The 23817-nt window shown below is 54.7% G+C and carries 28 protein-coding genes; 22 read left to right on the forward strand and 6 right to left on the reverse strand.

What is annotated here, in order from left to right:
* The first annotated feature begins 13 nt into the window (after window positions 1-13).
* From dut to KF784_13425, 3 genes are read left to right on the forward strand one after another with little or no spacing between them, the layout of a single operon-like run.
* Complete coding sequence (dut, locus tag KF784_13415; protein MBX3120059.1) at window positions 14-451, forward strand: dUTP diphosphatase; 438 nt, start codon at window positions 14-16, stop codon at window positions 449-451.
* Window positions 429-1532 (forward strand): tetratricopeptide repeat protein, encoded by a 1104-nt coding sequence (locus KF784_13420; GenBank protein ID MBX3120060.1) that lies wholly within the window; start codon window positions 429-431, stop codon window positions 1530-1532. The genes dut and KF784_13420 overlap by 23 nt, the downstream gene beginning before the upstream one ends.
* 47 nt (window positions 1533-1579) lie before the next feature.
* A complete protein-coding gene (locus KF784_13425) occupies window positions 1580-2326 on the forward strand; it encodes a sugar phosphate isomerase/epimerase (protein MBX3120061.1) in 747 nt (248 codons plus the stop codon).
* 42 nt (window positions 2327-2368) lie between these two features.
* Here KF784_13425 and KF784_13430 read toward each other — a convergent pair whose 3' ends face one another.
* Window positions 2369-3526 carry a phosphopentomutase gene (locus tag KF784_13430; protein MBX3120062.1) on the reverse strand — a complete coding sequence of 386 codons (1158 nt, stop codon included), beginning with the start codon at window positions 3524-3526 and terminating at the stop codon, window positions 2369-2371.
* A gap of 112 nt (window positions 3527-3638) precedes the next feature.
* On the opposite strand from KF784_13430, the gene KF784_13435 reads away from it, so the two are divergent.
* The 5 genes from KF784_13435 to KF784_13455 all read left to right on the forward strand — a co-directional run bounded on the left by KF784_13435 (window position 3639) and on the right by KF784_13455 (window position 7436).
* Window positions 3639-3869 carry a DUF2905 domain-containing protein gene (locus tag KF784_13435; protein MBX3120063.1) on the forward strand — a complete coding sequence of 77 codons (231 nt, stop codon included), beginning with the start codon at window positions 3639-3641 and terminating at the stop codon, window positions 3867-3869.
* Between the two features lie 16 nt (window positions 3870-3885).
* A complete protein-coding gene (locus KF784_13440) occupies window positions 3886-4593 on the forward strand; it encodes an HAD-IA family hydrolase (protein ID MBX3120064.1) in 708 nt (235 codons plus the stop codon).
* On the forward strand, window positions 4581-5594 hold the full coding sequence (gene queA / locus KF784_13445) for a tRNA preQ1(34) S-adenosylmethionine ribosyltransferase-isomerase QueA (GenBank protein MBX3120065.1): 1014 nt from the start codon (window positions 4581-4583) through the stop codon (window positions 5592-5594). Before KF784_13440 ends, queA begins: the two co-directional genes overlap by 13 nt.
* Before the next feature lie 68 nt (window positions 5595-5662).
* Window positions 5663-6241 (forward strand): helix-turn-helix domain-containing protein, encoded by a 579-nt coding sequence (locus KF784_13450; protein MBX3120066.1) that lies wholly within the window; start codon window positions 5663-5665, stop codon window positions 6239-6241.
* Window positions 6242-6245: 4 nt separating this feature from the next.
* Window positions 6246-7436 (forward strand): glycosyltransferase, encoded by a 1191-nt coding sequence (locus KF784_13455; protein MBX3120067.1) that lies wholly within the window; start codon window positions 6246-6248, stop codon window positions 7434-7436.
* Window positions 7437-8332: 896 nt separating this feature from the next.
* On the opposite strand, the gene KF784_13460 is transcribed toward KF784_13455, so the two are convergent.
* Window positions 8333-9304 carry a hydroxymethylglutaryl-CoA lyase gene (locus KF784_13460; protein ID MBX3120068.1) on the reverse strand — a complete coding sequence of 324 codons (972 nt, stop codon included), beginning with the start codon at window positions 9302-9304 and terminating at the stop codon, window positions 8333-8335.
* Window positions 9305-9489: 185 nt separating this feature from the next.
* Here KF784_13460 and KF784_13465 point away from each other — a divergent pair, with 185 nt between their 5' ends.
* The 14 genes from KF784_13465 to KF784_13530 all read left to right on the forward strand — a co-directional run bounded on the left by KF784_13465 (window position 9490) and on the right by KF784_13530 (window position 19875).
* Window positions 9490-9897, forward strand: coding sequence for a biotin/lipoyl-binding protein (locus tag KF784_13465; protein ID MBX3120069.1), 408 nt, complete (start codon window positions 9490-9492; stop codon window positions 9895-9897).
* 2 nt (window positions 9898-9899) lie between these two features.
* Window positions 9900-10268 (forward strand): prepilin-type N-terminal cleavage/methylation domain-containing protein, encoded by a 369-nt coding sequence (locus KF784_13470; GenBank protein MBX3120070.1) that lies wholly within the window; start codon window positions 9900-9902, stop codon window positions 10266-10268.
* Window positions 10268-11632, forward strand: a complete 1365-nt coding sequence (locus KF784_13475; GenBank protein ID MBX3120071.1) for an acetyl-CoA carboxylase biotin carboxylase subunit — start codon at window positions 10268-10270, stop codon at window positions 11630-11632. Before KF784_13470 ends, KF784_13475 begins: the two co-directional genes overlap by 1 nt.
* Complete coding sequence (nusB, locus tag KF784_13480; protein MBX3120072.1) at window positions 11622-12254, forward strand: transcription antitermination factor NusB; 633 nt, start codon at window positions 11622-11624, stop codon at window positions 12252-12254. Before KF784_13475 ends, nusB begins: the two co-directional genes overlap by 11 nt.
* Window positions 12251-13111 carry a bifunctional 5,10-methylenetetrahydrofolate dehydrogenase/5,10-methenyltetrahydrofolate cyclohydrolase gene (locus KF784_13485; GenBank protein MBX3120073.1) on the forward strand — a complete coding sequence of 287 codons (861 nt, stop codon included), beginning with the start codon at window positions 12251-12253 and terminating at the stop codon, window positions 13109-13111. The genes nusB and KF784_13485 overlap by 4 nt, the downstream gene beginning before the upstream one ends.
* A gap of 92 nt (window positions 13112-13203) precedes the next feature.
* Window positions 13204-13626, forward strand: coding sequence for a hypothetical protein (locus KF784_13490; protein ID MBX3120074.1), 423 nt, complete (start codon window positions 13204-13206; stop codon window positions 13624-13626).
* A 146-nt stretch (window positions 13627-13772) separates the two neighbouring features.
* Window positions 13773-14897 carry a hypothetical protein gene (locus KF784_13495; GenBank protein ID MBX3120075.1) on the forward strand — a complete coding sequence of 375 codons (1125 nt, stop codon included), beginning with the start codon at window positions 13773-13775 and terminating at the stop codon, window positions 14895-14897.
* Window positions 14898-15126: 229 nt separating this feature from the next.
* On the forward strand, window positions 15127-15753 hold the full coding sequence (locus tag KF784_13500) for a chemotaxis protein CheC (protein MBX3120076.1): 627 nt from the start codon (window positions 15127-15129) through the stop codon (window positions 15751-15753).
* A gap of 2 nt (window positions 15754-15755) precedes the next feature.
* Window positions 15756-16262, forward strand: a complete 507-nt coding sequence (locus KF784_13505) for a hypothetical protein (GenBank protein ID MBX3120077.1) — start codon at window positions 15756-15758, stop codon at window positions 16260-16262.
* A 2-nt stretch (window positions 16263-16264) separates the two neighbouring features.
* Window positions 16265-17134 (forward strand): HDOD domain-containing protein, encoded by an 870-nt coding sequence (locus KF784_13510; GenBank protein ID MBX3120078.1) that lies wholly within the window; start codon window positions 16265-16267, stop codon window positions 17132-17134.
* Entirely contained in the window at window positions 17131-18162 is a 1032-nt protein-coding gene (locus tag KF784_13515; protein ID MBX3120079.1) for a chemotaxis response regulator protein-glutamate methylesterase, read from the forward strand. The genes KF784_13510 and KF784_13515 overlap by 4 nt, the downstream gene beginning before the upstream one ends.
* On the forward strand, window positions 18152-18964 hold the full coding sequence (locus KF784_13520) for a protein-glutamate O-methyltransferase CheR (GenBank protein MBX3120080.1): 813 nt from the start codon (window positions 18152-18154) through the stop codon (window positions 18962-18964). Before KF784_13515 ends, KF784_13520 begins: the two co-directional genes overlap by 11 nt.
* Window positions 18946-19308: a response regulator gene (locus KF784_13525; GenBank protein ID MBX3120081.1), complete on the forward strand. Its 363-nt coding sequence runs from the start codon at window positions 18946-18948 to the stop codon at window positions 19306-19308. Before KF784_13520 ends, KF784_13525 begins: the two co-directional genes overlap by 19 nt.
* 84 nt (window positions 19309-19392) lie before the next feature.
* Entirely contained in the window at window positions 19393-19875 is a 483-nt protein-coding gene (locus KF784_13530; protein MBX3120082.1) for a chemotaxis protein CheX, read from the forward strand.
* A gap of 56 nt (window positions 19876-19931) precedes the next feature.
* On the opposite strand, the gene KF784_13535 is transcribed toward KF784_13530, so the two are convergent.
* From KF784_13535 to KF784_13550, 4 genes are all read right to left on the reverse strand, one after another.
* Window positions 19932-20330 (reverse strand): VOC family protein, encoded by a 399-nt coding sequence (locus KF784_13535; GenBank protein MBX3120083.1) that lies wholly within the window; start codon window positions 20328-20330, stop codon window positions 19932-19934.
* A gap of 138 nt (window positions 20331-20468) precedes the next feature.
* On the reverse strand, window positions 20469-20612 hold the full coding sequence (locus KF784_13540) for a hypothetical protein (GenBank protein ID MBX3120084.1): 144 nt from the start codon (window positions 20610-20612) through the stop codon (window positions 20469-20471).
* Entirely contained in the window at window positions 20605-21468 is an 864-nt protein-coding gene (locus tag KF784_13545; GenBank protein ID MBX3120085.1) for a hypothetical protein, read from the reverse strand. The genes KF784_13540 and KF784_13545 overlap by 8 nt, the downstream gene beginning before the upstream one ends.
* Window positions 21469-21668: 200 nt before the next feature.
* Window positions 21669-23801: a S9 family peptidase gene (locus KF784_13550; protein ID MBX3120086.1), complete on the reverse strand. Its 2133-nt coding sequence runs from the start codon at window positions 23799-23801 to the stop codon at window positions 21669-21671.
* Between the last annotated feature and the right edge of the window lie 16 nt (window positions 23802-23817).

Below are 23817 nucleotides of genomic sequence, written 5' to 3' on the forward strand. Positions count from 1 at the left end.
AATGGGTGACGTCATGGACAAGGTCCCCATTCCGATCACGCTCAGCCCCGATGCCCAGCTTCCGGCCTACGAAACCGACGGCGCAGCAGGGATGGACCTTCGATGCACCGAGGATTTTGAGCTTCAGCCGATGGAGAGGAAGGCCGTCCCCACTGGTCTGAAAGTTGCAATCCCTATAGGATTCGAGGGGCAAGTCCGCCCGAGATCGGGCCTTGCCATTCGTCTTGGCTTGTCGATGGTGAACACTCCGGGAACTATAGACAGCGATTATCGCGGAGAAATTAAGGTTCTGATGATCAATTTGGGGCAAGAGGTCGTCAAAGTTTCCAAAGGTGAACGGATAGCCCAATTGGTGATCTGTCCAGTCGCACGTGCGGAGTGGATCGTGACCGAAGAGCTCGAAGACACAACAAGGGGTGTTGGCGGATTTGGCAGTACAGGAACCCAGTAAAGATGTGATTCTATGCGACCGTTGCTTTGCAATGGTCAAAGCGGAAGCGGAGTTTTGCCCCGATTGTGGAGCCCCGATTGCCCACGATGACGCACCAAGCGAGGGGAGTGACGCCGCGATCTATCCCGAACTTGCACGGGCGAACCTGCTGCGCATGCGCGGTGAGTACAAACAAGCCGAGGACATCTGCCTTTCGATCTTGCGCCGATTCCCAAACAACGCCACCGCGAACGGTCTCCTTGGCGACATGAAGGCTGAACAGGGCGATCTTGAGCAGGCTGCTGAATGGTATGAGCTTGCCTTGGACCTCGTTGACGATACAACGATCAAGACCAAACTCGTCAATGTCAAAAAGCGCATCCAGGAACGAGAGGTCGCCAACACGGCAAAGCAGATCGGACTGCCTTCGAACAAGCCCAAGACCGGCCTTTACGTGGTCGTGATTCTCATCCTCATTGGCGGTTCAGCGGCTGCGGCCTACATGATGGGCCAGCAATCGAATATCGCAAATACCAATGGAAAGCAAGCGATGACCGCGCCATTGAACATTCCCGGAAATTCGAACAAAGGCGACAAGGGAACCGCAAACCCGGACAATGGCGATGAAGGTGCCACGGTGGAACCGCCCATTCCATCGGCAAAGCCAGAAGTAGATCGGCAGCTTATCCAGGCTCTTAGTTTGGCCACGACTTTCGGCGCTAAGGTCATCGACGCATTTCAAGACCCTCGAACGAAGCAGATCACGGTCACGTTTGTTGGCACAGAAGGCGAGAATCTACACACAATCGCCGCTGAGCTTGGAAAGGCCGCTCTTGACAGCCATCTGGAGTCCCCGAAGGTCACCATCCGCGGGATCGTCTCGAATAGGATTTCTTTGGTAGCCGATATGACACGAGAGTCTCTTCGGAGCCTTGACACTCCCGAATGGAAGCAGGCACACGAGAGCGACCCCGATGCCTGGGCAAATGCCGTCCTCTCTAACGTTTGGCCACCCACAGCCAACTCCGACGCATCACGTTCGGAAGCAGCCCCACCTTCTGAACGAGGCGATGCAAGTGGGCAGCCTTTGCAAGGAAACTAAGCCAAAGCGATAGACATTCGCGCTGTCGGGATGGGCAAAATGGGTCGATGAAGCTTTCGGTCCAACTCTTCACGCTCCGCGACCAGTGCGACGCCGACCTACCAGGAACGTTGAACTGCCTACGCCAAATGGACCTGAATTACGTAGAGTTGGCCGGGTTTGCGGGACGCTCCGCTTCCGAGTTCCGTAAGCTGCTTGACGATCACGGACTAAAGGCGAGCGGCGCTCACGTCGGAATCGGTGACCTCGAAAGCGATTTCGATACGACGATCGATGCCTATAAAACGGTCGGGACAGACCAGATTTTTGTCCCGTGGATCGGAAAGGACGCCTACGAGAACGGTTGGGCTTCGTTTGCCGACCGCATGAACAAGATGGGAGCCCGCGTACAAGCCACCGGTCTGCAGCTTGGCTATCACAATCATGCATTTGAATTCGCGCTAGAAGGCGGGCGTCCGGGTTTGGATGTCTTTTATGAAGCCGCTAATCCCGAATACGTAAAGGCCCAAATCGATGTCTACTGGGTGCTTGACGGTGGGCAAAACCCTGCGGAATATGTCCGGAAACTGAAGGGTCGAGTGCCCTCGGTCCACCTCAAAGATGGCGATGGCAAGCAGCCCCCGACCTACCTTGAAGCTGGTCGTGGCGTCGTCGATTGGGATTCCGTGCTCGCGGCTTGCACCGAAGCCGGAGTCGAATTTGGCTCGATTGAGCTCGACACCTGCATTCGTCCTGGATTAGAAATGGTCCGTGAATCAGTCGAGTTTTTCCGCAGCAAGGGTGTCTCTGAGTAACTCTTTGCAGGATAACGAGACGCAATTATCAGTCGTTTCCAATCAAACCAGAGAGTGTCCCGTATATTTCCAATCCAAGCCAATATGAGCAGCCACTGAAGCGCCGACGCAACCAAATCCGTCGTTGTCGCCCAAAGCCGCAGTCTGAATCCCAACCCCTATTGCAACAAAGGGAACGTACTCTCGGGAGTGATCGGTGGAGGTCGTCGTTGGGTCGTTGCCGTGGTCCGCTGTAAGGATCAGAAGATCGTCATTCTCTAGGCGATCCAGGGTCCTTCCGAGAAAGACGTCGAACTCCTCAAGGCATTTTGCGAAGCCGACAGGGTCATTGCGATGGCCGAAGAGCATGTCCGTATCCTCGAAGTTCGCGAACACGAAGCGCGATTCTGAGGACAGCGAATTTAGCACCTTTTTCATATGCTCGGGATTGCTCTGTGTTCGATCGACGAGGTGAAACCCGCGCCCATTAAAGAGTTCGGGCACCACGCCAACGCCGAAGACATCGCCGATAGAGTCAATAAGGTTTATTGGGGCTTCTATCGGGTAGTCCTTCCGTTTTTCGGTTCGTGTGAAACCTTCCTCGGGTGTTCCGATGAACGGTCGGGCGATGATCCGCTGAACGTTGTTCGGGGCAACGCAGAGGTCTCGTGCAATCTGGCACCACTCGTATAGCTTCTCAATCGGCACGATCCCCTCATGGCAAGCGAGTTGGAAGACGCTGTCGGCGCTGGTATACAGGATTGGAAATCCCGTTTCTACATGGAGCTTTCCGAGGTCCTCGATGATCTTCGTTCCGCTGGCTGCGCGGTTGCCAAGAGTTTGAGTGCCCGTTGCCTTTTCAAAAGCCTTCACGAGAGGGATTGGAAACCCATCAGGATAGGTTGGGAATGGCTTGTCAAGGACAATACCCATCATCTCCCAGTGTCCGGTGACGGAGTCTTTGCCACCTTTCGATAGCGGTTTTAGGCGTCCGTAGCGAGTCTTCAAGCCGTTGGCAACGATTCCCGGGACGACACCGTCGACATCAATGCCTCCAGCTCGGAGAAATCCACATGCCGCAAGGTTCGGGGCGTTAAATCCCCCAACGGCATCCCAAACGTGTTTAAGGGTGCTGGGCTCATCGAGGTCGTGAAACTCGGGTGCATCTGGCGCGACCCCTGCACCAACCCCATCCAGCACAATGACGATGGCTCTCTTCACACTTCAAGATACCTGCCGCGGTTAGGCACGGTCTGGGCTATCCTATCGGGCATCCTGATTCTTTATGCCTGTCGTGCAATGCAAAGATGCACTGTTACGTCACGAAAGATAAATGGAACAACTTGGGAGATTGTTGCTCGGGGTAGGCATCGTCACTGCCGTAATCGGCGCTGGGCTGTGGGCTCTGGGACAACTCCCCATGTTCCGGGGTGGGCGCGGGCTACCGGGCGACATCAGCGTCCAGCGAGATGGTTTCAGCTTCCAGTTTCCCATCGTTACTTGTATCGTGTTAAGTGCACTCCTGAGCCTCATTTTTTGGCTGATTTCGGCTTGGCGGCGGTAAAGTTCTGCCTGACGCCATGCCGATCACCTGTATCACTTTCGACTGTGCCGACACCCTTGTTCGGGCAGACTGGAACTCGTCGAGATTCGCCATTGAATCGGCGCGAATGGCAGGAATGAACCCCGATGAACAGGTCGCGAAGGAGGTCTATGAGCGTCTATTGTTTGGGCGATGGAAGGAGTACGGACAGCTGAATCTGACGAAAGACCCCGATATCTGCGATGGGTTTTGGATCGAGCTGACGAGAGATTGGATGGCGAAAGTTGGCCTTCCTGCCGATAAGCTTGACCCTCTCATGGAGATTGTACGCGAGCGTCTTTACGGCCCTGATCAACAGATTTTCAGCTTGTTTGACGATACGTTAGCCTGCCTCGACAAGCTTTCAGCCAAAGGCATCCGACTCGCGATCATCAGCAACTGGGACTACAGCCTCCACCGAGTGGTCAAAAATCTGAATATCCAGCACTATTTCGAGAAGGTTTACGCCTCGCTGGAAGTTGGGGTTGAAAAGCCCGAGTCCTACATTTTCACCAATGCGCTGCAAGAGCTTGGCGTGAAGCCGGATGAAACGCTTCATATCGGCGACAACCCTCTCGACGACGTCCAGGGAGCACGCGGGGTTGGGATGCACGCTGCGCTTATCGACCGCTCCTGCCAGTCCAGCTACAAAGGAACCCTCTCGACGCTCCACGACATCGAACAGGTCTTCACATGGATCGACTGAGCGATTACGACTACGATCTGCCTGTCGAGCTGATCGCCCAGGAAGCCCTCCCCGATCGCTCCGCATCCCGACTGCTTCACATCGACAAGCGCACAGGGGCAATCAAACATCGACAATTCCGTGAAGTCGTCGATATCCTCCAGCCGGACGATCTTCTTGTTGTCAACAACACACGGGTCACGGCGCTGCGACTCTTCGGCAAGAAGCAAACCGGCGGACAGGTCGAGCTCTTGCTTTTACGCGAACACCCCGACGGAGGCTATGAAGCGCTTTCAAAGCCTGCCAAGCGATTGAAGCCCGGAGCTTTGGTCGAACTAGAAGGAGCTTTGATTGCTCGAATTGAGCACGACCTCGGAGAAGGAAAGAAGCGTATCTCCTTTCCAGAAGAGGATGACCCCGCTCACAAGCTTCGAGAGATCGGCGAAGTCCCTCTCCCGCCATACATCCACACAAAGCTCAAAGACGCAGGGCGTTATCAAACGGTTTATGCGGAAGTGGGCGGTAGCGCCGCCGCACCGACGGCCGGTCTGCACTTTACTCCCCAGATCTTAAACGAACTCCAAGAAAAAGGGGTGCAAACCTCCGAAGTGACCCTTGATGTTGGGCTTGACACGTTCCGCCCGGTGAGTGTTGAGCGGATCGAAGATCACAAAATGCATGGCGAAAGATGCTCCATGTCGGCGCAAACGGCCTGCGCCATTGCTCAGTGCAAGGGTAGAGTGATAGCCGTCGGTACCACTTCCGTTCGCACAATCGAAACTTTTGCTAATTCGCGAAGGGACATCACGAACGGGGTACTGGACACAAGCATTTTCATTTATCCCGGCTATTGCTTCAAGGCGGTGGAAGGCATGTTTACAAACTTCCATATGCCCCGAACGACCATGCTGATGATGATCAGCGCGATGGTGGGACGCGAGGCTGTGATGAATGCGTATAAGGAAGCGGTCAGCGAGCAATACCGGTTTTTATCTTTCGGCGATTCGATGCTGATTTTGTGACCATTGACGTAAGAGGCAGACGCGATGCAGGGGTATCATGACCCTTGCTGTCGCGATTGAGGTACGGGTTGAAAAAGAAGGAATTTGATCCACTGGAATATATCGAACAAGGGTTTTTGGACAACCGTCCCAAGAGCGGGCAACCCCCGAGAACAGTGGATACAGACCTGGACGTAGACGTCCCTCGTATCACTGAGTACCTTCGATCTGAACATAAGAACGGCGCATCGACGGCTGTTCTTGAACCACCGAAGAAGTATCGCAAAACAGCGATGCGCGCTCCACGCCCTCGCAAAGCATCCAAGCCCGCGCTCAAGCAGAACGTCCATCCTCGACTCAAGTCGCTTTGGGAATCGATCCCCCGCAACATTGAGTTTCTTTCGGGTTTCTTCGACGATAGTGTGACGGCCAACTATTATGGCGGCGACTTCAAAGAGTCACGCGAAGAATTAATTCTCCGATTGCTCGATCCCGAGCTGAGTTTGGAAGAGAGCAGCCGTCTATTAGGAGTGTGTCCGGCAACGGTTCGTCGGTACACTAATCGAGGATGGCTATCGCATCATCGCACCAAAGGTGGCCAACGACGTTTCCGTTTGAGCGACATCATCCGATTCGTCGAGGAGCACGGACGCTTCCCAGAGGAGTAACTCTGTGAGTCGCGAGAAGTTGCGGATCGCGATCTTCTCCGATAGCGCTCTTCCCATCCTGAATGGCGTGAGCATCAGCATTGATGCACTCGTGCGTGGCCTGCGCAATGCCGGACATTCCGTCCACGTTTACACCGCCGCCGCTCCAGGATACAAAGATTCCGATCCAAACACCTACCGCTTTTGGGCGATGGAAACGCCTTGGACCAAGGGCTACCCGCTCGTCGGCCCGTTCGTGCACGGGATCCTTGGCGAGTTTCGAAAGAACACTTACGATGTGATCCACACGCACACACCGTTCACTGTTGGCTTCATGGGCCTCAGATGGGCGGATTCCCACGAAATCCCCATCGTTTCGACTTACCACACGCTCTATGATCGCTACGCCCACTACATCCCCTTCTTTCCACGGCGATATGTCCGGTTCAAAATCGCGAAACATACGAGCTTCTACTACAACTCGGTACGGCACGTGATCGTCCCCAGCGAAGCCGCCAAAAAGTGGCTCAGACGACACGCGGTCACCACCCCAATCAAAGTCATTCCTACGGGAGCCCCAGATCGGCAGATGATTGACCGGTCCGAGGCAAGGGCTCGGCTAGGCATCCATCCAGTCGAGCTAGTAATGCTCTATGTGGGGCGTATCGCAAAAGAGAAGAACCTAAGCACCCTCTTCGAGATGGCAGCTCTCGCTATGCGTGAAGAGCCCAACCTGCGGCTCATCCTGGTTGGCGATGGACCTTACCGCGAAGAAGCACGCGAGATGGTGCGAGGCCTTGGCATCGGCGACCGCGTTCGTTTTGCGGGGTTCTTGCCGCGCGCAGAAGTGGATCAGTTCTACTCCGCCGCCGACCTCTTCGTTTTTAGCTCGATTTCGGAGACGCAGGGTTTAGTGCTGCAAGAGGCGATGACCTATGGCGTGCCCGCAGTTGCGGTTGTAGGCGGTGGGGCAAGTGAGACCATCGTGCCCGATGTGAACGGCTACACCGTGAAGAACGATCCGACCGAGTTTGCCGGAACGATCCTTAAAGTACTGAACGACGAAAAGCTGTACGCCAAGCTCTCACAAGGGTCGCTCCAAACGGTCCGTGGGCGTGGGTCAGAAGCTATGGTCGAGTCCGTAGTTGAGGTCTATCGGCGGGCGATGCGGATACCCACTGAGAAGTCGAAGGGAGGGCGTCTTGTCCCAGTCTAAGCCGAATGCGTCTGATGCTGACGCGGTGCCCCAAGTCGACCAGACGAATTCTCGTCCCGACCCAACGATGCCTGGCGGCATCGCGATTTTCTTTATCACTTTGGGCTCGCTCGCGCTGCTCCGCGTCGGCCTTGGATACATTACATTCCCCGAAGCAGTCCTACTCCCAATCAATGTCCTGCTTACCGCGATCTTCATGGGCGCTCCCATCCTTGCGCTCTTTTACGCGGCAAATGCCCACTGGAAGAAGTCAACCGCCCTGCTTTTTGTGGCGGGTGGATTAGCGACACATCTCGGTTTGTTCTTCCTCGACAAGCAGCTCACCGGAGGGCACGGCCCGATATCAGGCGCCCTCGGCGCGATCTCCCAAGCTGGCCTAAGCACGTGGTGCATTGGACTTGGGGCGTTATTGACGACGATGCTCAAAGATCGGAATCTCCTGATTCCGGTCAGCATATTCCTTGCGGCTTACGACGCTTTCTTGGTCCTGACCCCGGTCGGCTTTACCCAGGTCATCTTACAGAAGATGCCCAACGCCCTTCCGTCCGTGGCGATGCAAATCCCAGCTGCCATCGCAAACACCTCGGCACAGCCGCCCGGCGGGAAAGCAGCGATAGGCGGCTACGTCGGACCTGCTGACCTTGTGTTCATGGGGATGTTCTTCGTCGCGCTGTTCCGGTTCAAGATGAAGACAAGGCTCACCCTAACGGTGATGATTCCTGTCCTGGTCGCATACATGGGCCTTGTCGGCTTGACCAGTATGCCTTTGCCCGCGATGGTGCCGATAGGCTTGGTCATCCTCATCGTGAACTGGAGTGAAATCAGACTAACGAAGCAGGAATGGATATCCACTGCCGCCTTAACCCTACTATGTGGTTTGCTTCTCGGCTGGTCGGCTACTCAGCCAAAGCCAAAGCCGCTAATTGAGATTTTGCCTGAGGTCCCCGGCCAAGAAGCTGAAGGATCGGTAAGCTCGCCCGAGACAACTTCGCCCAATCAACCCCCGTCTGGACCCCCGAACGCTCCATAAAGTAAACCAAGTCTTCCGTGCTCAGGTTGCCGCCAGCCCCCTTCGCATAAGGGCATCCGCCAAGCCCAGCTGCGCTTGCGTCGAAGGTGGAGTAAACGTTCCACTCGAGTGTCGTCGCAACATTCGCAATTGCGGTTCCCCGAGTGTCGTGAAAGTGCCAAGCGATCTTGCCAAGGTCGCCCGAAAAGCCATCGCGCAACTCTTGGCAGAGACGATTGACTTCGGCTGGAACGGCAACACCGAGCGTATCGCCCAGACTAATCTCATCAACTCCAAGGTCATGCAGCGCGTTGGCAACGGCGACCGTGGTCGCAGGGTCGATCCTCCCCGCAATGGGACACTCAAACGCCGTACTGACGTACCCCCTGACCCAGCCTTTTGGATGAACGGCTCGGAACGTTGCAATCACTTCCTCAAAGACTTGAAGGGATTGCTCGACCGACATGTTGATGTTCTTCTGCGTGAACGCGTCGCTAGCAGCGGTGAACAGGGCGATCCTGTCGCATCCAACCTCCATAGCCCGCTCAAGCCCGCGCACATTTGGGACGAGAGCGCTAAACCGCGCACCAGACGGAAGCTGGGGCCAGAGTTCGGCAGCATCGGCAAGCTGGGGAACCCATTTCGGGGAAACGAAGCTTGTAGCCTCGATCTCGGTCAGCCCAGCATCAATCAAGTTTTGGATAAAGGCCAGCTTGACATCGGTGGGGATCGGTGTAGCCTCATTCTGTAAACCGTCCCTTGGGCCAACCTCTACGATGCGGATCATAGTTTGAATGTACTTGATTTGTGAGCTGGAGCCGTAAGGACCGTAAGGATCGTAAAGCGTCAGGAACAACATGAACGGGACTGGGGCACCATCTCAGGGAGTGGGTTTGAGTGACGAGCGTTGAGCTTGTAGCTTCGCCATAACCCGATTCCGATACTCTGTGCTCTTCTTTACTCCTTACAATCCTTACGATCCTTACGATCCTTACAATCCCTGCCCATTACGCCCCTGCCTCCCGACTGGTAGAATAGAGGCCCATGTCCGAACTGCAGCTCGATCAAATCCGGCACGCGCTCACCGTTGCGCGGCAGCTTGGGTGTACAGAGGTTGAACTGGAGGCTGGTGACCTGGAGTTTAGCGCTCGGCTAAGCGCAAAGAGAGCGAATCCAGCAGTAACTTCACCCGATCCGGCTCGTGATGTGATGACCTCCCCCGAATCGCCCTTCAGGGAGATTACTGCACCCTGCGTCGGTTACTATCAGGATGGAAAGACCCCCCTGAAAGCAGGCGATGAGATCAAAGTTGGCGATTTGGTGGGTGTGGTTTCGGCTCTCGGGTTAGGGAACGACGTGGAGTCTTCGTTCTCGGGAACGATCGAAGAGGTGTTAGTCAAGGATGGCGATCCGGTCGAATACGGGCAAGCGCTTGCCCGTGTGAGGAGCTAACAATGAAAACCAAACGTGGATTTGGCCTGGTTGAAATTTTGGTTGTGATCGGGATTCTCGCACTCTTGGCGGGTGCGATGTACATGGGCTTTGGCAATAACGGCGGAAGCACACGCGCCGATGGAAAGGGCAACACCATCATCGGCAAGTCGATGTATAAGGCAAAAGACGAGGTGTGCAGAAACAATCTCCGCCAATTGCGCCTTGGAATCGAAGCGCGGCACACGACTGACGATATGTATCCGGTGAAGCTCGAAGAGCTTCGCATAGGCAACGATTTCTATAGTTGTGCAGTCGGGCAGGAGCCGTACGAATACGACCCAGAGACGGGCGAGGTGAAGTGTCCGCATGCCGGGCATGAGAAGTATTGATGTTTAAGACAGTCCTCATCGCAAACCGTGGCGAAATCGCATGCCGCGTCATCCGTGCATGCCGCGAACTCGGCATCAATAGCGTCGCGATCTATTCGCAGGCGGACAGGGATAGCCTGCATGTGAAACTCGCCGACCAGGCGATTTGCGTTGGGCATGGCACGAACACCGATTCGTATCTGAACTTAGCCAACGTCTTGATGGCGGCGCGCATCTCGGAAGCAGATGCCGTTCACCCAGGCTACGGTTACTTCAGCGAGCGCTCTCAGTTTGCCGAGGCTCTCGGACAGATTGGAGTGACCTTCATCGGTCCACCCCCCGCAGCAATCGAGGGCATGGGCGATAAAGCCAAGGCCAAGCAAGCGGCAATTGCTTCGAACTGCCCAGTCGTTCCTGGCTCCGATGGCCCCGTTGCCACCGATCAAGATGCCCTCAAAGTCGCCGACCAAATCGGCTATCCGGTTCTGCTCAAGGCTGTAGCTGGCGGAGGGGGCCGCGGCATCCGCCGTGTCGATAGCCCCGAAGAGCTTGCCGGGGCTTGGCGCACGGCCCAGGCCGAAGCAGCCGCTAGCTTTGGCAGCGACGAAATGCTTGTTGAGAAGTGCGTCCTGCGTCCAAGGCACGTCGAGATTCAGCTAATCGGTGACCAGCACGGGAATCTGGTCTACCTCGGCGAGCGCGAATGCTCTGTCCAAAACCTTCGACACCAGAAGATCGTCGAAGAAGCGCCCTACGCTCAGCTCCCTGCCGAAGTGCGAAAATCGATGGGCGAAGCTGCGGTCCGGGTGGCCTGGAGCGTGGGCTATCAAAACGCGGGGACGGTCGAATTCCTCGTCGATGACGACTTCAACTACTATTTCTTGGAGATGAATACCCGACTGCAGGTGGAGCACCCAGTAACCGAGGAGATCACCGGAATCGACTTGGTGCATACGATGCTCAAGGTCGCGGCAGGGGACAAGCTTCCGTTCAAACAGGAAGACATTCGGCTCAGTGGACACAGTATCGAGGCCCGAGTCACCGCCCAAGACCCCGACAAGGATTTTGCCCCCAGCACCGGAGCCATTACGATGTGGCGAGCGCCGATGGGACGTGGAGTCCGGATGGAGAGCCATTGTTACGCGGGGTTCTGCGTCAGTCCATATTACGACCCCCTTCTCGCAAAGCTCATCTGTACCGGGAAGGACAGAACCGACGCCGTCAAGAAGCTTCAAGCCGCTCTTCACGAGTTCCACGTCGAAGGCGTCATGACGAATATCCCGTTCTTGCGCAGGCTCGTCGCTCATCCCGACTACGTCGCGGGCAACTTCGCAACCGACTTTGTACCGCGATTCCTCGCGGAGGAAACCGCCGGTGCCCGTTAAGAGTCGGAGAAAAGCCAGAGAGGCCGCACTCCGTGCGATGTACGCGATAGAAATAGGGAAGATCGCCTTGCCTGAGGCGATGATGGAGATGCAGGAACACCTTGAGCTCGACCGCGAGCTTATTTTTTTTGCAGAAGAGCTGGTACGAGGCTTTCAAGAAGGCAAATCCGAAATTGACACGATTGTCAGCGACCACCTGAGCAGCTATAACATGCAGAGGCTGGCAGCCGTGGACAGAAACCTGCTGAGACTCGGCGCTTACGAACTGCTGCACTGTCCGCAGGTGCCGCCCGCAGTCACCCTGAACGAGTACATCGAGATTGCTAAAAAGTACAGCACAGCAGAAAGCGGAAAATTTGTAAACGGCGTCCTCGCGCAGATTTTGAAAGGAAGCCCGAAAGCGGACTGGGCGGGTTCTCCAGCGGAAAAAGAGGCCGTTGAAGAAGCCCCGCCAGAGGTCGAAGCGCCCGTCGCTATTGAAGAGGTAAGGCCGGGTACGCCAGAAGCGGATGAACTGATGAAGATCGGCCTTTGGAAGATCAAATCTGACGAACTGACCCCCGATCCTGAAGTTGTCGAACCGGTGTTAGGCGAGGACAAGGTGGAGGATCAGCCGGAATGAGCGCGCAAATCCTCGACGGCAAAGCCCTTTCCCAACAGATCAGGGCAGAGCTAAAAGAGCGCGTGGCCGTCCTTGCCGCAAAAGGCATCGTTCCCCGGCTGGATGTTCTTGTCGCCGCTCAAGACCCGGCAAGCTGGGCTTATGTTCGCATGAAGCGAAAATGGGCTGAAACGGCTGGGATGCTCGGTGAGATTTATGAGATCGACGAGAACACGACTCAAGAAGAGCTGATCAACCGGATCGAACAGCTCAATGGCGATCCAGACGTCCACGGAGTGCTGATTCAGCACCCTCTGCTAGCGCACCTTGACGAAAAGGCAGCTTTGCTCGTCCTTGGCGCGGAGAAGGATGTCGATGGGATCACTCCCGCGTCGCTCGGGCGCTTGGTCTCTGACCTCCCCGGCTTTCGATGTGCAACCCCCCTCGGCATCATGAAGATGATCGAGCACTACGGCATCGACTGCGCTGGAAAAAACGCGGTGGTTATTGGCAGAAGCGTGATCTTGGGCAAGCCCGCCGCACTAATGCTTTTGCAGAAGAATGCAACCGTAACCATCGCCCACAGCCGAACCCAAAATCTCGCCGACCTTTGTCGCACCGCCGACATTCTTGTCGCTGCCGTGGGCCGAGCCGAAATGGTGAAAGGCGACTGGATCAAGCCTGGGGCCGTGGTCTTTGATGCGGGCTACAACAAGGTCGAAGGACGAACGCACGACGTCGGCGACGTGGATTTTGAGTCGGCAAAAGAGATTGCAAGCTGGATCACGCCGGTCCCTGGTGGAGTTGGCCCGATGACGGTAGCAAGCCTGCTGTCGAATTGTGTGGAAGCCGCAGAACTGGTTGCCTCAAAAAGGTGACTTGGCCTAGGCAACGTGAAAGCAACTTGCCGCAATTCGAAAACGCACTTTTTGGTATCATTCCTGCAACTGTCAGTTTCGGAGAATTTGAGATGAAGAAGATTTTTGTACTTATGTCGATGATGACTCTCGCCGTCAGCTTTGCTGCCGCGCAGGATGACTGTTGCAAAGAAGCCGTGAAGCCCAAGGTTCAAGCGAAGCAGGATTCCTGCTGTGCAGCAGGCAAGCAAGTGAACTCAGAGGAGGCGTTCATGGCTGAGGCTCGCCGAATGATGGCTGCCGCCGAAGCAAAGAAGGAGTGCTGCAAATCGACCGCCGAAAAGCCACAAGCCAAGGGTGAGGGCGATTGCTGCAACGCCAAGGGCGCTGAAGCGAAGTTCAAGGTCTTTGTGGCTGGCGCAGGCTACAAGTTCTTCGGATGCAAAGATTCTGCTGCTGAAGGTCGTGCTGAGCTGTTGGCCAAAGGCGCGATTGTCGGAAAGGTTCAGAAAGTCACTGGCAAAGTGATGATCTAAGCTTGCGAGAATTCAGAAAGCTAAAGAGCCCCCACCGTTGCGGTGGAGGCTCTTTTTGTTGGAGATATGATCTGCTGGCAGAGGCGTTCTTAGTGCGTTGAGGCACCATTTTTCTACCGCGTGTGTTCGCTAATTTGGAGAGAATCATGAAATCAAGCAAAGTGCTTCGGTTGATTGTATGGTGTTTGACCACATGTTTCGCGGTCATCCAGCTAACTGGCTGCGGTGGACTTGACTTCTCACCAGACGGGAAGCGAATCGTGTTCGACACCATCGCTGTCGATGACCTCCTGCCAAACAATGTAAGAGCCGGGTTGGCGGTTGTCAATGTCGATGGTACTGGCCTGAAGCTCTTGCCCAATACTGAGTCGGCAGAGAATGCGCTTTGGTCGCCCACAGGACGTTGGATATCTTACTCGGTTGGCAGTGACACCTTCTTGTTTGATTTAGAAAAGCAGAAATCCAGCTTTCTCATCGCAAATGCTCGAGATCCCCAATGGAACAAGAGCGGAAGCAAACTCATTTGCTTGCGAGCAAATGCCCCAGGTGATGCCGATGTGATTTGGATCGAAGTCCCATCGGGCAGAATCTCGTCTCGCGCCAATCTCCCTCTTAACCTGTTCGATGTGTCCCACGAAGCCTATCTCCCAGGGTCGGACGGACTTGCTGTTGCAGGCAGGGGCACCCTATACATTGCCGAACCAAATCGAGTCCTCAAGATTGCCACCGTCGGTGATATTGTCGGTCTCGCAGCTTCTGTGGACGGGAGAAGAATTGTTTGGGCCAGCGGCACGAAGAACCCAAGACAGACGATTCTCACTCTCTATGAATACGATTTGCGTACAAAGACTACGCGGAGGTTGCCTTTCCCAGACCTCGTCCCAGGCGTCAACACCGGCTTGAAACATGCTCCTGTTGGATTAAGCAGCGTGGGGTTTAGCCCGAATCTTCAGCGCATGGTTGTGACCTGTAAGTACGACATCCCCGATGAAGCACGAAAGTCAAGGAGTATAGGCGCGTTTGCCATAAATATTGATGGTTCTAACCTTGTGACAATGGTTGACGCCGAAAAGGAGTATGCAGACTTGATTGGGCCCGTTTGGTCCCGCGACGGCACAAAAATGGCAACCATCAAAGGCACTACCTTCTACAAGGATGGGGTTGAAGTGTCCCGTGTCCAACTTCAGCTCAGGCAAGCGGACGGCAATCCATTGCAGACTCTTAGCGAATGCTTCATGATAGGAGACCGCAAGGCACAACCACCAAGATAAGCCCAATTCGTACACAGCGAAGAGCCAGACCCTGACCCAACCCAAACCCCTCCCCTACTCCCATCTCGACCTAATTCCGCGAACATCCGTATTTTTGCTTGGTATTTGCAAGCGTACGCGTGGAACACATACTCTGGCGCAGGTGAAGTGAATCTCGTTCGTGGCTACACGAACGGACCGCTACACAGAGGAGATACGACGGTAGGCCCCGTCGGACTGGATGTGGAGTATGGGTTCGGAGAATCTAAAACTTGGGCTGTTAGAGCTATCTGCGGTGCGTGAGCTGGCCAATATCGGCCTGGGCCACGCAATGACCGCACTCACAGAGCTAACCGGCAGGTCGTTCAACATGAGCGTGCCCTATGCCGAGAACGTAGCCCTCACAAACCTTCCCGAAATGTTGGGTGATCGCGACGGCATCAACGTCGGCATCTACATGCCGGTTGAGGGTGATGTCGAAGGCCACATGGCTTTTCTTTTTCCATGGGCCGCCGCGCAGCGCATCTGGAAGATGCTTCTCGGAAGCGCCCCCGAAAGCATCGAAGACGTTTCCGAACTTGAGGCATCGGCAATGCTGGAAGTCGGAAACATCATCAACTCAAGCTTCTTAAACGCGATTTCCGACATGACGAATTATCGACTTCATGCAACTCCTCCATACGTCTCAGTGGACTATGGGGTGAGCATCTTGTCCGCAATCGTGACGGAGGCGAGTTACGAAGAGCACGCCGCGCTTGCGATCGAGACAGATATTTTCGACGACCAGAACGAAGCGAGTGGAATCTTCCTGTACATTCCGACCGTGGGCGGCCTAAAACTGATGTTCAACGCGTTGGGCATCGTGGAGGCTGCGTAGCCATGACGGCTACATCAATCGTCGTGGGGATGGCGGAAATTCACGTGGCCAAGGGGCCGGCAAAATACACTTGTCTCGGGTTAGGCAGCTGCATCGGGCTTTGTGCGCTGGACAAAGTTTCTAACGTAAGTGGGTGCGCACATATCATGCTTCCCGAAGCATATGCCGATAAGTCTATTGAGAGGCCAGGAAAGTTTGCAAATACGGCTGTCCCGGAGCTTCTCACAATGCTTGAAAGGCTTGGAGCACACCGATCGCGCATGGTTTGGGCGATGGCGGGTGGCGCTCAGGTCTTTAAATTTAGCGCCAATACGGCGGGGAAGCTGGATATTGGGGTTCGCAATGCGGAGGCGGTTGAGACACTTTTTAAGAGTCTTGGCCTGAAGTGCATCGCCAGGGAAGTCGGGGGCAATCTCGGCCGAACGGTGATGATGGATGCAGAGACCGGGCTAATTACGGTTCGAACGGTCTCTCTCGGTGAAAAGCCGCTTTGTAACCTGAGGGGATAATCATGGTCCAGCCATCATTCACCATCGAACAAATCGTCGCAAAGACGGCGGACCTGCCAACGATTCCGGCAGCGGCGCTGGCTGTGATGCGCGAGACCAACCGGCCCGAATCCTGTGCCCGAACCGTAGCCCAGCACATCAAGAAAGACCAAGCATTAACGGTGCGCGTCCTTCGACTGGCAAACAGCGCCTATTACGGACTATCACGCCGGGTTGTTGATGTGAACGATGCCGTTGTGATGCTCGGTATGAAGGCCGTCCACAACTTGTCGATGGTCGCCTCTACATATCCTTGGCTAAGTCGTCCGTTAAAAGGCTATGGCCTTGGACCAAAGGAGATGTGGACACATTCGTTCGCCGTCGCTACCGGCAGTGAGCTTGTCGCCAAGCACTCAGGGCGAGTCGATCCTTCAGTCGCATTTACGGCAGGGTTGCTGCATAACGTCGGCAAGGTTGCCCTAAGCATCTGGCTCGAAAATCGGGTTCAGGCGTTTATTGCTTTGGCGATTCGGGACAACCTCACCTTCGACGAGGTTGAGCGCAAAGTGTTGGGATTCGATCACTGCGAAGTTGGTGGCTATCTCGGCGAACTCTGGAATCTTCCAGAGGACATCGTCGCCGCGATTCGATGGCATCACCATCCGAACGAAGCCGATCCGGTGAACCTAACCGTCGATGCCGTCCATATGGGCGACTTCATGACCATGAGCATGGGCTTCGGTCTAGGGGCAGATGGGCTGCGATACGATTTTTGTGAAGATACGATGGTTCGATTGGGCATTCGCCACGACGAACTTGATGAGCTGCTGGGCGCCTTTATCGAGGCATACGAAGATTACGAAAGATTGTTTGAGGGGTTTGATTCGAAATGAAACAGAGAATTTTGGTCTGTGACGACTCTCCGCTGATTCGGAAGATGCTTTCCGAGATCATTGGTGCGGAGGCTGATCTTGAAATCGTGGGCATGGCTCATGACGGCGAGGAGGCGGTAAAGCTCGCCTTGGAACTGAAGCCCGACGTCATCACCATGGACGTCGAGATGCCTCGTAAGTCCGGCCTCGCCGCGCTTCAAGAGATTATGAAAGCGCGTCCAACCCCAATTATCATGGTGAGCAGCATCACCACAAAGGGAGCCGAGGCGACTCTTACCGCCCTTGAGCACGGCGCATACGACTTCGTAGCCAAACCCAGCGGGGGATCAACACTCCACTTCCGACAGGTCCAAGAGGAGCTCCTCGGAAAGATTCGGGCTGCCCTTAGCGCTCGCGTTGGACTAAGACCGGCAATAGCTCTCAAGGCGGGGATGCCCACTCAGAAGACGGACAAAGTTGTCCTGATTGCGAGCTCCACCGGAGGCCCCAAGGCCCTTCAAACACTGTGGCAATCGCTTCCTCAAGGCTTTAATGCGCCGATTCTTATCGTGCAGCACATGCCCGCTGGATTCACGGCAAGCCTTGCCGCGCGGCTGCATCGGCTTGGCACAGTTCCGTGCCGCGAGGCCAAGGCTGGCGATAAGGTCATGCCAGGCGTTGCGCTCATCGCGCCGGGTGGCGTGCATATGAAGGTGGATAAGAACGGAAGCATTATCTTTGAAGATACGCCGACGATACATGGCGTCAAGCCCGCCGCCGACCACCTCTTCATGTCCGCAATCCAGACCTTTGGAGCACGCTGTGTAGGCGTTGTCCTCACGGGTATGGGCCGGGACGGAGCTGCTGGAGCAAAGGCCATCCGCGAAGCTGGCGGCCTTTGCTACGGAGAAAGCCAGGCTACCTGCACGATCTACGGAATGCCAAAAGCAGCATACGAGGTTGGGGGCATCGACGCCGAATTTGGAATTCATGAAATGGGGAGCGCAATCGTTGCATCCCTATCGGGGAGGAAGGCACGTGCATCTTAACGAGCAGGATTGGCAAAGTTTTTATTCGAACTTTAAGCGCGCTGCAAATCTGGACTTAAACCAGTATAAGCAGGAGCAGCTTCGACGACGCATCATCAGCATGGCGGACACAAAGGGCTGCAAGAAGCTTGACGACTTTTGGCTCTATCTAAAGAAGTCACCGGAAAACATCCAGTGGTTTCAAGACAAGATGGCGATCAACGTTTCGGAACTGTTTCGTAACCCAGAGAAGTGGGTCGAGATGCAGGATAAGGTTCTGCCCGAATTGATTCGACGCAACAACAAGCTTAAAGTCTGGAGCGCAGGCTGCAGCTATGGCGCAGAAGCGCACACACTTGCTGCGATCTTGCAGCATAAGTTCAAAGGATTTCACAGCATTGTCGGCTCAGATATCGATGACGCAGCTTTGGCACAAGCTCGAAGCGGTGAGTTCAATGAAGCCGATATGCGTTGTGTACCTGCCGAGATCAAAGGCAAATACTTCACCAAAGAAGGCGATATCTGGCGCGCCAGCCCAGAGATTAAGAAGTGTCTCACCTTTAGAAAGGCAAACCTTCTCGAAGAGCCCTTCGATGCGAATTTTGATCTAATTATGTGCAGAAACGTTGTGATCTACTTCAACGATGATGCCAAAGATAAGCTTTATGAGAGATTTTTCCGGGCTCTGAAGCCCGGAGGCGTCCTATTTGTGGGAAGCACAGAACGCATTTTCAATGGAAAGCAGATTGGCTTTGAACAGCCGATTTCGTTTTTCTACCAGAAACCTATGCACGGAGAAACTGAATGGCGAAACGCATCTTAATCACGGACGATGCCCTCTTTATGAGGGTTACATTGAAGAACATTCTGACTCAGGCAGGATATGAAGTCGTTGGCGAAGCCGCAAACGGCGTCGAATCTGTCCAGCTCTACAAAGAGCTTACGCCTGATGTCGTGACCATGGACATCACCATGCCCGAGATGGACGGTCTGGCTGCTCTCAAAGAGATCAAGTCGCACGACCCGGGCGCTCGAGTAATCATGTGCACCGCAATGGGGCAAAAGAACATGGTGGTCGAGGCAATTCAAGCTGGAGCGAAAGACTTTATCGTCAAACCATTCCAGCCCGATCGAGTTTTGGAGGCTGTCTCGAAAGCAGCTGCGTAAATGTCACGCAGCCGAAGCCAAGGCGATTTGGGTAGGCGTCGGATGTTTGGGTGAGTGAAGTTTATTGTTTGAGGTTTTGTTGACATGAAAGTCGAATATATCAATCCCTTTGCGGAAGCGTGTATGAACGTAATGCAGCAGGTTATCGGGCTAACCCCGGAACGCGGCAACCTTACAGCGCGCCCGCAAATGTTCACAACGCAACAGGTCAACGTCATGTGTGGCGTCACAGGCGCTGTGGAGGGTCTCGTCATCTACGGTCTGTCATCGCACACGGCGGATAAAATCGCCGGTCTGATGATTGGCCAGCCCGTCCAAACGTTTGATCAGCTTGCTGCCAGCGCGATCGCTGAGCTTGGCAACATGATCAGCGGTAACAGCGTTGCCGGTCTAGCCGCCAAAGGCTTCGTTTGCGACATTACGCCGCCCACGATTATTCGTGGTGCGAACGTAAAGATCTCAACTCTGAACATTCCCGCCATCTGCATCCCCTTGCAATTGGCGAATGTGGGGACATTTGAGATCAATATCAGTCTCCAGGAGCGACGGGTCAGCTCCGCCGCGTAGGTTTCCCTAACATAAAGTAATGCGCTCAAGTCGTGAAAACGACTTGAGCGCATTTTCTATTCATCCTTGGGCAGCCAAGCAAACAGATCAATGCCAACTCCGTTCGGGTCCTCAACATGGGCGTATCTTTGCCCCCAGAACGCATCCCAAGGCTCTTTCTGCCCCTTAAAGCCCGCATCGACGATCTGCCGATAAAGCTCGTCCACGTGCTCTGCCGAATCACAAAGAAACGCAAGGCCCGTTCGCCCTTGAGTTTGTCCGTGATACTCCGGATAAAAAGACCGCACCATATCAAGGCTGTCGAGTGCGAATCGCATGCCGTTTGGAAGTCGCGATTCCACGTGGTCCTCACCCTCTGAACCCGGCTCAAACTCTAAACCGAGCATCCTATAAAATCGAATGGAGGCCGTCATGTCCTCTGTGACAACTCCGATTAAGTCCAATTTCAAAGCCATAGCATTCACCGAAAGAATAGTATATATAAGTCTACATATATTGTCAACTATAGAATTGGAAATCGGACATCAGATATCGGAAATCAGCAGGCGTAAAACGTAAACCGGAAACTTGCATTCTCGATTCACATCGTTGAATCATTCACTCGCTGATCGCTGATCGCTGATCGCTGATCGCTGATCGCTGATCGCTGATCGCTGATCGCTGATCGCTGATCGCTGATCGCTGATCGCTGATCGCTGATCGCTGATCGCTGATCGCTGATCGCTGAATTCAACCATCCATCCGGTCGATAACCTGCTTCAACGTGGGCCATGAGCTTCGAAGATCGGCCGCAAGGGGAAGGTTGGCCCGCGCGATATCGATCAAATCCAAGTCAATCTCACCCATCAGCAGATGTTCTTCGATTATCGGCGACTCGGCAATGAGGTCGCCTGTCGGGCCGTACACCAAGCTGCCCCCAATAAATCCCTTGCCCCCTTCAAATCCTGCGAGTTGACAGTTGACGGCAAAGACGCGGTGCTCCTCCGCAGTCCCTCGAATCATCCGGCGATAACGGTCGTGGTTGTCCACGTCCTCGCCCCAGAATCCTCTGCCGGGGGACGCGCTAAGCACCAAGATCATCCTCGCCCCATCCAGTGCAGTCAAGGTTGCGCTGATGGAGTGCCATACGTCTTCGCAGATGAGCATCCCCACTTTGCCAAAGCGCGTCTCGAATGCTCCGAACTCAGTCCCCCGAGTTACATACCGTTCGTCATCGAACACCCCGTAGGTCGCCAAAAAGAACTTCCGATAAGCGCCACGCAGCGTCGAAGCCTCAGGCGAGAACTCGATATAGGCAGCGCTGTTGTAAAGGGTTCCATTGTCCGTTTCATAAAACCCAATGACTGCGTCCACAGATTTCGTGAGTCTTGATGAAAGGCGCGTGGCTAACTCTGCCCGAAGGCTCTCCGTTGTGATAGAGAGTTCAAAGGTGGCAGATTGGACGATGTAGCCCGTCGTTGCCGTTTCTGGAAAGACGACAAGGTCAGCCCCCTCTTCGGCAGCTTGCACGATCGTATCGGCGATCACGTCGAGATTGGCAGAAAGCTGGCCTTTCTTCGGCGCGATCTGCGCGCAAGCTACGGTGAGGTTCATGCCTGGAGTGTACTTAGGAGTGCACACTGCAGGCAGGGCCTATCGCTTCATTGCCCTAGATGAAGGGGAAGGGAGTGGTGCAGTCTTTTGTGGTGCAGGCATCTTGCTTGCGCCGAGAGCATAGCATGTCCTCAGCCCAGCAATCCTGCCGCCATCGCCGTAATTCCCAAATCCCAAATCCAAAATCTAAAATCCAAAATCTAAAATCCTGCCGGTAGCTTCCAACCGAGGCTCTTCACGCAGAAAGCCCACTTATCGGCCACTTCTTCGATGATCTTGGAAGTCGGCTTTCCTGCGCCGTGCCCTGCTTGGGTCTCCACCCGAATCAGGATCGGATTCGGCCCCGACTGCGCCCACTGAAGCTCAGAAGCGAACTTGAAGCTATGCAGGGGCACAACCCGGTCGTCATGATCACCCGTAGCGATCAAGGTTGGCGGGTAGCTTGTGCCCTTCTTGACATTGTGATAAGGCGAATACTTGATCGAAACATCGAAGTCCTCCTTCTTATCGGGGTCGCCATAGTCGCTCTTCCAAGCCCAACCAATGGTGAACTTGTGGAACCGGAGCATATCCAGCACTCCAACATCGCATAGGACAGCTCCCCAAAGGTCAGGCCGCTGTGTCATCACCGCGCCCATCAAGAGCCCTCCGTTTGAGCCACCGTTAATCGCAAGCTTGGGGGTCGAGGTGTACTTTTGATCGATCAGCCACTCACCTGCCGCGATGAAGTCGTCAAAGGTGTTTTGTTTGTTCTTCAGCCGACCGCCATCGTGCCAAGCCTTGCCGTACTCGCCGCCACCACGAATACACGCGACGGCCGAGATTCCACCCATCTCCATCCACACCAAGCGAGAAACCGAGAAGAATGGCGTTTGCGAGATATTGAATCCGCCATAGGCATAGAGCAGAGTTGGGTTCGACCCATCCATTTTCAAGCCTTTCTTGTACGTGAGGAACATCGGGACTCGGGTTCCATCCTTGCTGTTGTAGAAGACCTGCTTCGTCTCAAACTTGTCGGGATCAAAGTCCACCGTCGGTTGAAAGACCTTTGTGCTCTTCGCCGTCTTCACGTTGTAGCGGAAGATCGTGGACGGGTAGCCAAAGCTGGCATAGCTATAGAAGAATTCTGTGTCGTCGGACTTTCCGTCAAAAATCCCCGCGCTTCCGATTCCCGGAAGATCAACCTCGCCTTCCGGTTTTCCTTTAATGGAGAACACCCGAACAGCAGAGTGGGCGTCGCTAAGGTAGCTCGCAAAGAATTTTCTTCCGATCAGGTTCACCCCAACGAGCGTTTCTTTCGACGAAGGGATAACAGTGGTCCAGTTCTTTCGGTCCGGCTTGCGAACGTCGATGGAGATCAAAGCTCCAAGGGCAGCATTCTTGTCCGTAAAGAAGAAGAAGACAGGGCCAGAGTTGCCAACGAAACTGTACTGTGCGTCGAATCCCTTCAGCAGTTCGACAACCTTCCCGTTCTTGCTTTGTAGGTCCTTGTAGAAAATCTGGTTCTCGCGGTCTGTCCCTTTCCAAACCGAGAGCACGAGATACTTGCCGTCGTCAGTGACCTCTCCGCCAAAGCCCCATTCCTTTTGGTCCTTGCGCTCGTAAACGAGGACATCTTTGCTTTGGGCGGTGCCCAGCTTGTGATAGTAAATCTTCTGATAGTAGTTCTGCTCGGCAAGCGCTTGGCCCGCCTTGGGCGCATCATAGGCGCTGTAATAGAAGCCCTTGCCGTCCTTATCGAAAGCCGCCCCGCTGAACTTGCTCCAAGAGATGACATCCTTCAGATCCTTGCCGGTATCGATGTTGCGAACGTGCCACTCCTGCCAGTCCGAACCTCCCTTGGAAACGCTGTAAGCGAGCCATTTGCCATCGTCGGAGATCGCCGTTCCGCTCAGGGCGACCGTTCCGTCCTTCGATAGCTTGTTCGGGTCGAGAAGCACCTTGGCCTTTGCTCCGAGCGACTTTGCCCAGTAAAGCACCGATTGATTCTGCAGCCCGTCGTTCTTCGACCAGATGTACTTGTCGCCGACCTTGCTGGCGCTCTCGTAACGTTCAAAGTTAAAGAGTTTCTCATAGCGCTTCCGAATGGCATCACGAGCAGGGATATCGCTCAAGTATTGGCTTGTGACCTTGTTCTGCGCCGCAACCCAGGCTGCGACTTCGGGAGAGTTCATATCCTCCATCCACCGATAAGGGTCCGCTACCTCAACCCCGTGCAGGGTCTCTTTGAAGTCGGTACGTCGAGTTTCGGGATATTGCAGCTGCATAGTAGTTTCTGTAGCGATAGCCGAGCCAGCGAAGGCGGCTAACAGGGCAAGGACTGGTAGTTTCATGGGGTCGTCACCTGAA

It is taken from the genome of Fimbriimonadaceae bacterium (assembly GCA_019638775.1).
In the GTDB taxonomy this organism is placed as follows: Bacteria; Armatimonadota; Fimbriimonadia; order Fimbriimonadales; family Fimbriimonadaceae; genus JAHBTD01.

Excerpts from the sequence above, each read along its gene's own strand:
- dut (MBX3120059.1), top strand. The coding sequence starts at position 14 with ATGGACAAGGTCCCCATTCCGATCACGCTCAGCCCCGATGCCCAGCTT.
- KF784_13425 (MBX3120061.1), top strand. The coding sequence starts at position 1,580 with ATGAAGCTTTCGGTCCAACTCTTCACGCTCCGCGACCAGTGCGACGCC.
- KF784_13435 (MBX3120063.1), top strand. The coding sequence starts at position 3,639 with ATGGAACAACTTGGGAGATTGTTGCTCGGGGTAGGCATCGTCACTGCC.
- KF784_13440 (MBX3120064.1), top strand. The coding sequence starts at position 3,886 with ATGCCGATCACCTGTATCACTTTCGACTGTGCCGACACCCTTGTTCGG.
- queA (MBX3120065.1), top strand. The coding sequence starts at position 4,581 with ATGGATCGACTGAGCGATTACGACTACGATCTGCCTGTCGAGCTGATC.
- KF784_13460 (MBX3120068.1), bottom strand. The coding sequence starts at position 9,304 with ATGTTGTTCCTGACGCTTTACGATCCTTACGGTCCTTACGGCTCCAGC.
- KF784_13465 (MBX3120069.1), top strand. The coding sequence starts at position 9,490 with ATGTCCGAACTGCAGCTCGATCAAATCCGGCACGCGCTCACCGTTGCG.
- KF784_13470 (MBX3120070.1), top strand. The coding sequence starts at position 9,900 with ATGAAAACCAAACGTGGATTTGGCCTGGTTGAAATTTTGGTTGTGATC.
- KF784_13475 (MBX3120071.1), top strand. The coding sequence starts at position 10,268 with ATGTTTAAGACAGTCCTCATCGCAAACCGTGGCGAAATCGCATGCCGC.
- KF784_13485 (MBX3120073.1), top strand. The coding sequence starts at position 12,251 with ATGAGCGCGCAAATCCTCGACGGCAAAGCCCTTTCCCAACAGATCAGG.
- KF784_13490 (MBX3120074.1), top strand. The coding sequence starts at position 13,204 with ATGAAGAAGATTTTTGTACTTATGTCGATGATGACTCTCGCCGTCAGC.
- KF784_13495 (MBX3120075.1), top strand. The coding sequence starts at position 13,773 with ATGAAATCAAGCAAAGTGCTTCGGTTGATTGTATGGTGTTTGACCACA.
- KF784_13500 (MBX3120076.1), top strand. The coding sequence starts at position 15,127 with ATGGGTTCGGAGAATCTAAAACTTGGGCTGTTAGAGCTATCTGCGGTG.
- KF784_13505 (MBX3120077.1), top strand. The coding sequence starts at position 15,756 with ATGACGGCTACATCAATCGTCGTGGGGATGGCGGAAATTCACGTGGCC.
- KF784_13510 (MBX3120078.1), top strand. The coding sequence starts at position 16,265 with ATGGTCCAGCCATCATTCACCATCGAACAAATCGTCGCAAAGACGGCG.
- KF784_13515 (MBX3120079.1), top strand. The coding sequence starts at position 17,131 with ATGAAACAGAGAATTTTGGTCTGTGACGACTCTCCGCTGATTCGGAAG.
- KF784_13525 (MBX3120081.1), top strand. The coding sequence starts at position 18,946 with ATGGCGAAACGCATCTTAATCACGGACGATGCCCTCTTTATGAGGGTT.
- KF784_13530 (MBX3120082.1), top strand. The coding sequence starts at position 19,393 with ATGAAAGTCGAATATATCAATCCCTTTGCGGAAGCGTGTATGAACGTA.
- KF784_13535 (MBX3120083.1), bottom strand. The coding sequence starts at position 20,330 with ATGGCTTTGAAATTGGACTTAATCGGAGTTGTCACAGAGGACATGACG.
- KF784_13540 (MBX3120084.1), bottom strand. The coding sequence starts at position 20,612 with ATGGTTGAATTCAGCGATCAGCGATCAGCGATCAGCGATCAGCGATCA.
- KF784_13545 (MBX3120085.1), bottom strand. The coding sequence starts at position 21,468 with ATGAACCTCACCGTAGCTTGCGCGCAGATCGCGCCGAAGAAAGGCCAG.
- KF784_13550 (MBX3120086.1), bottom strand. The coding sequence starts at position 23,801 with ATGAAACTACCAGTCCTTGCCCTGTTAGCCGCCTTCGCTGGCTCGGCT.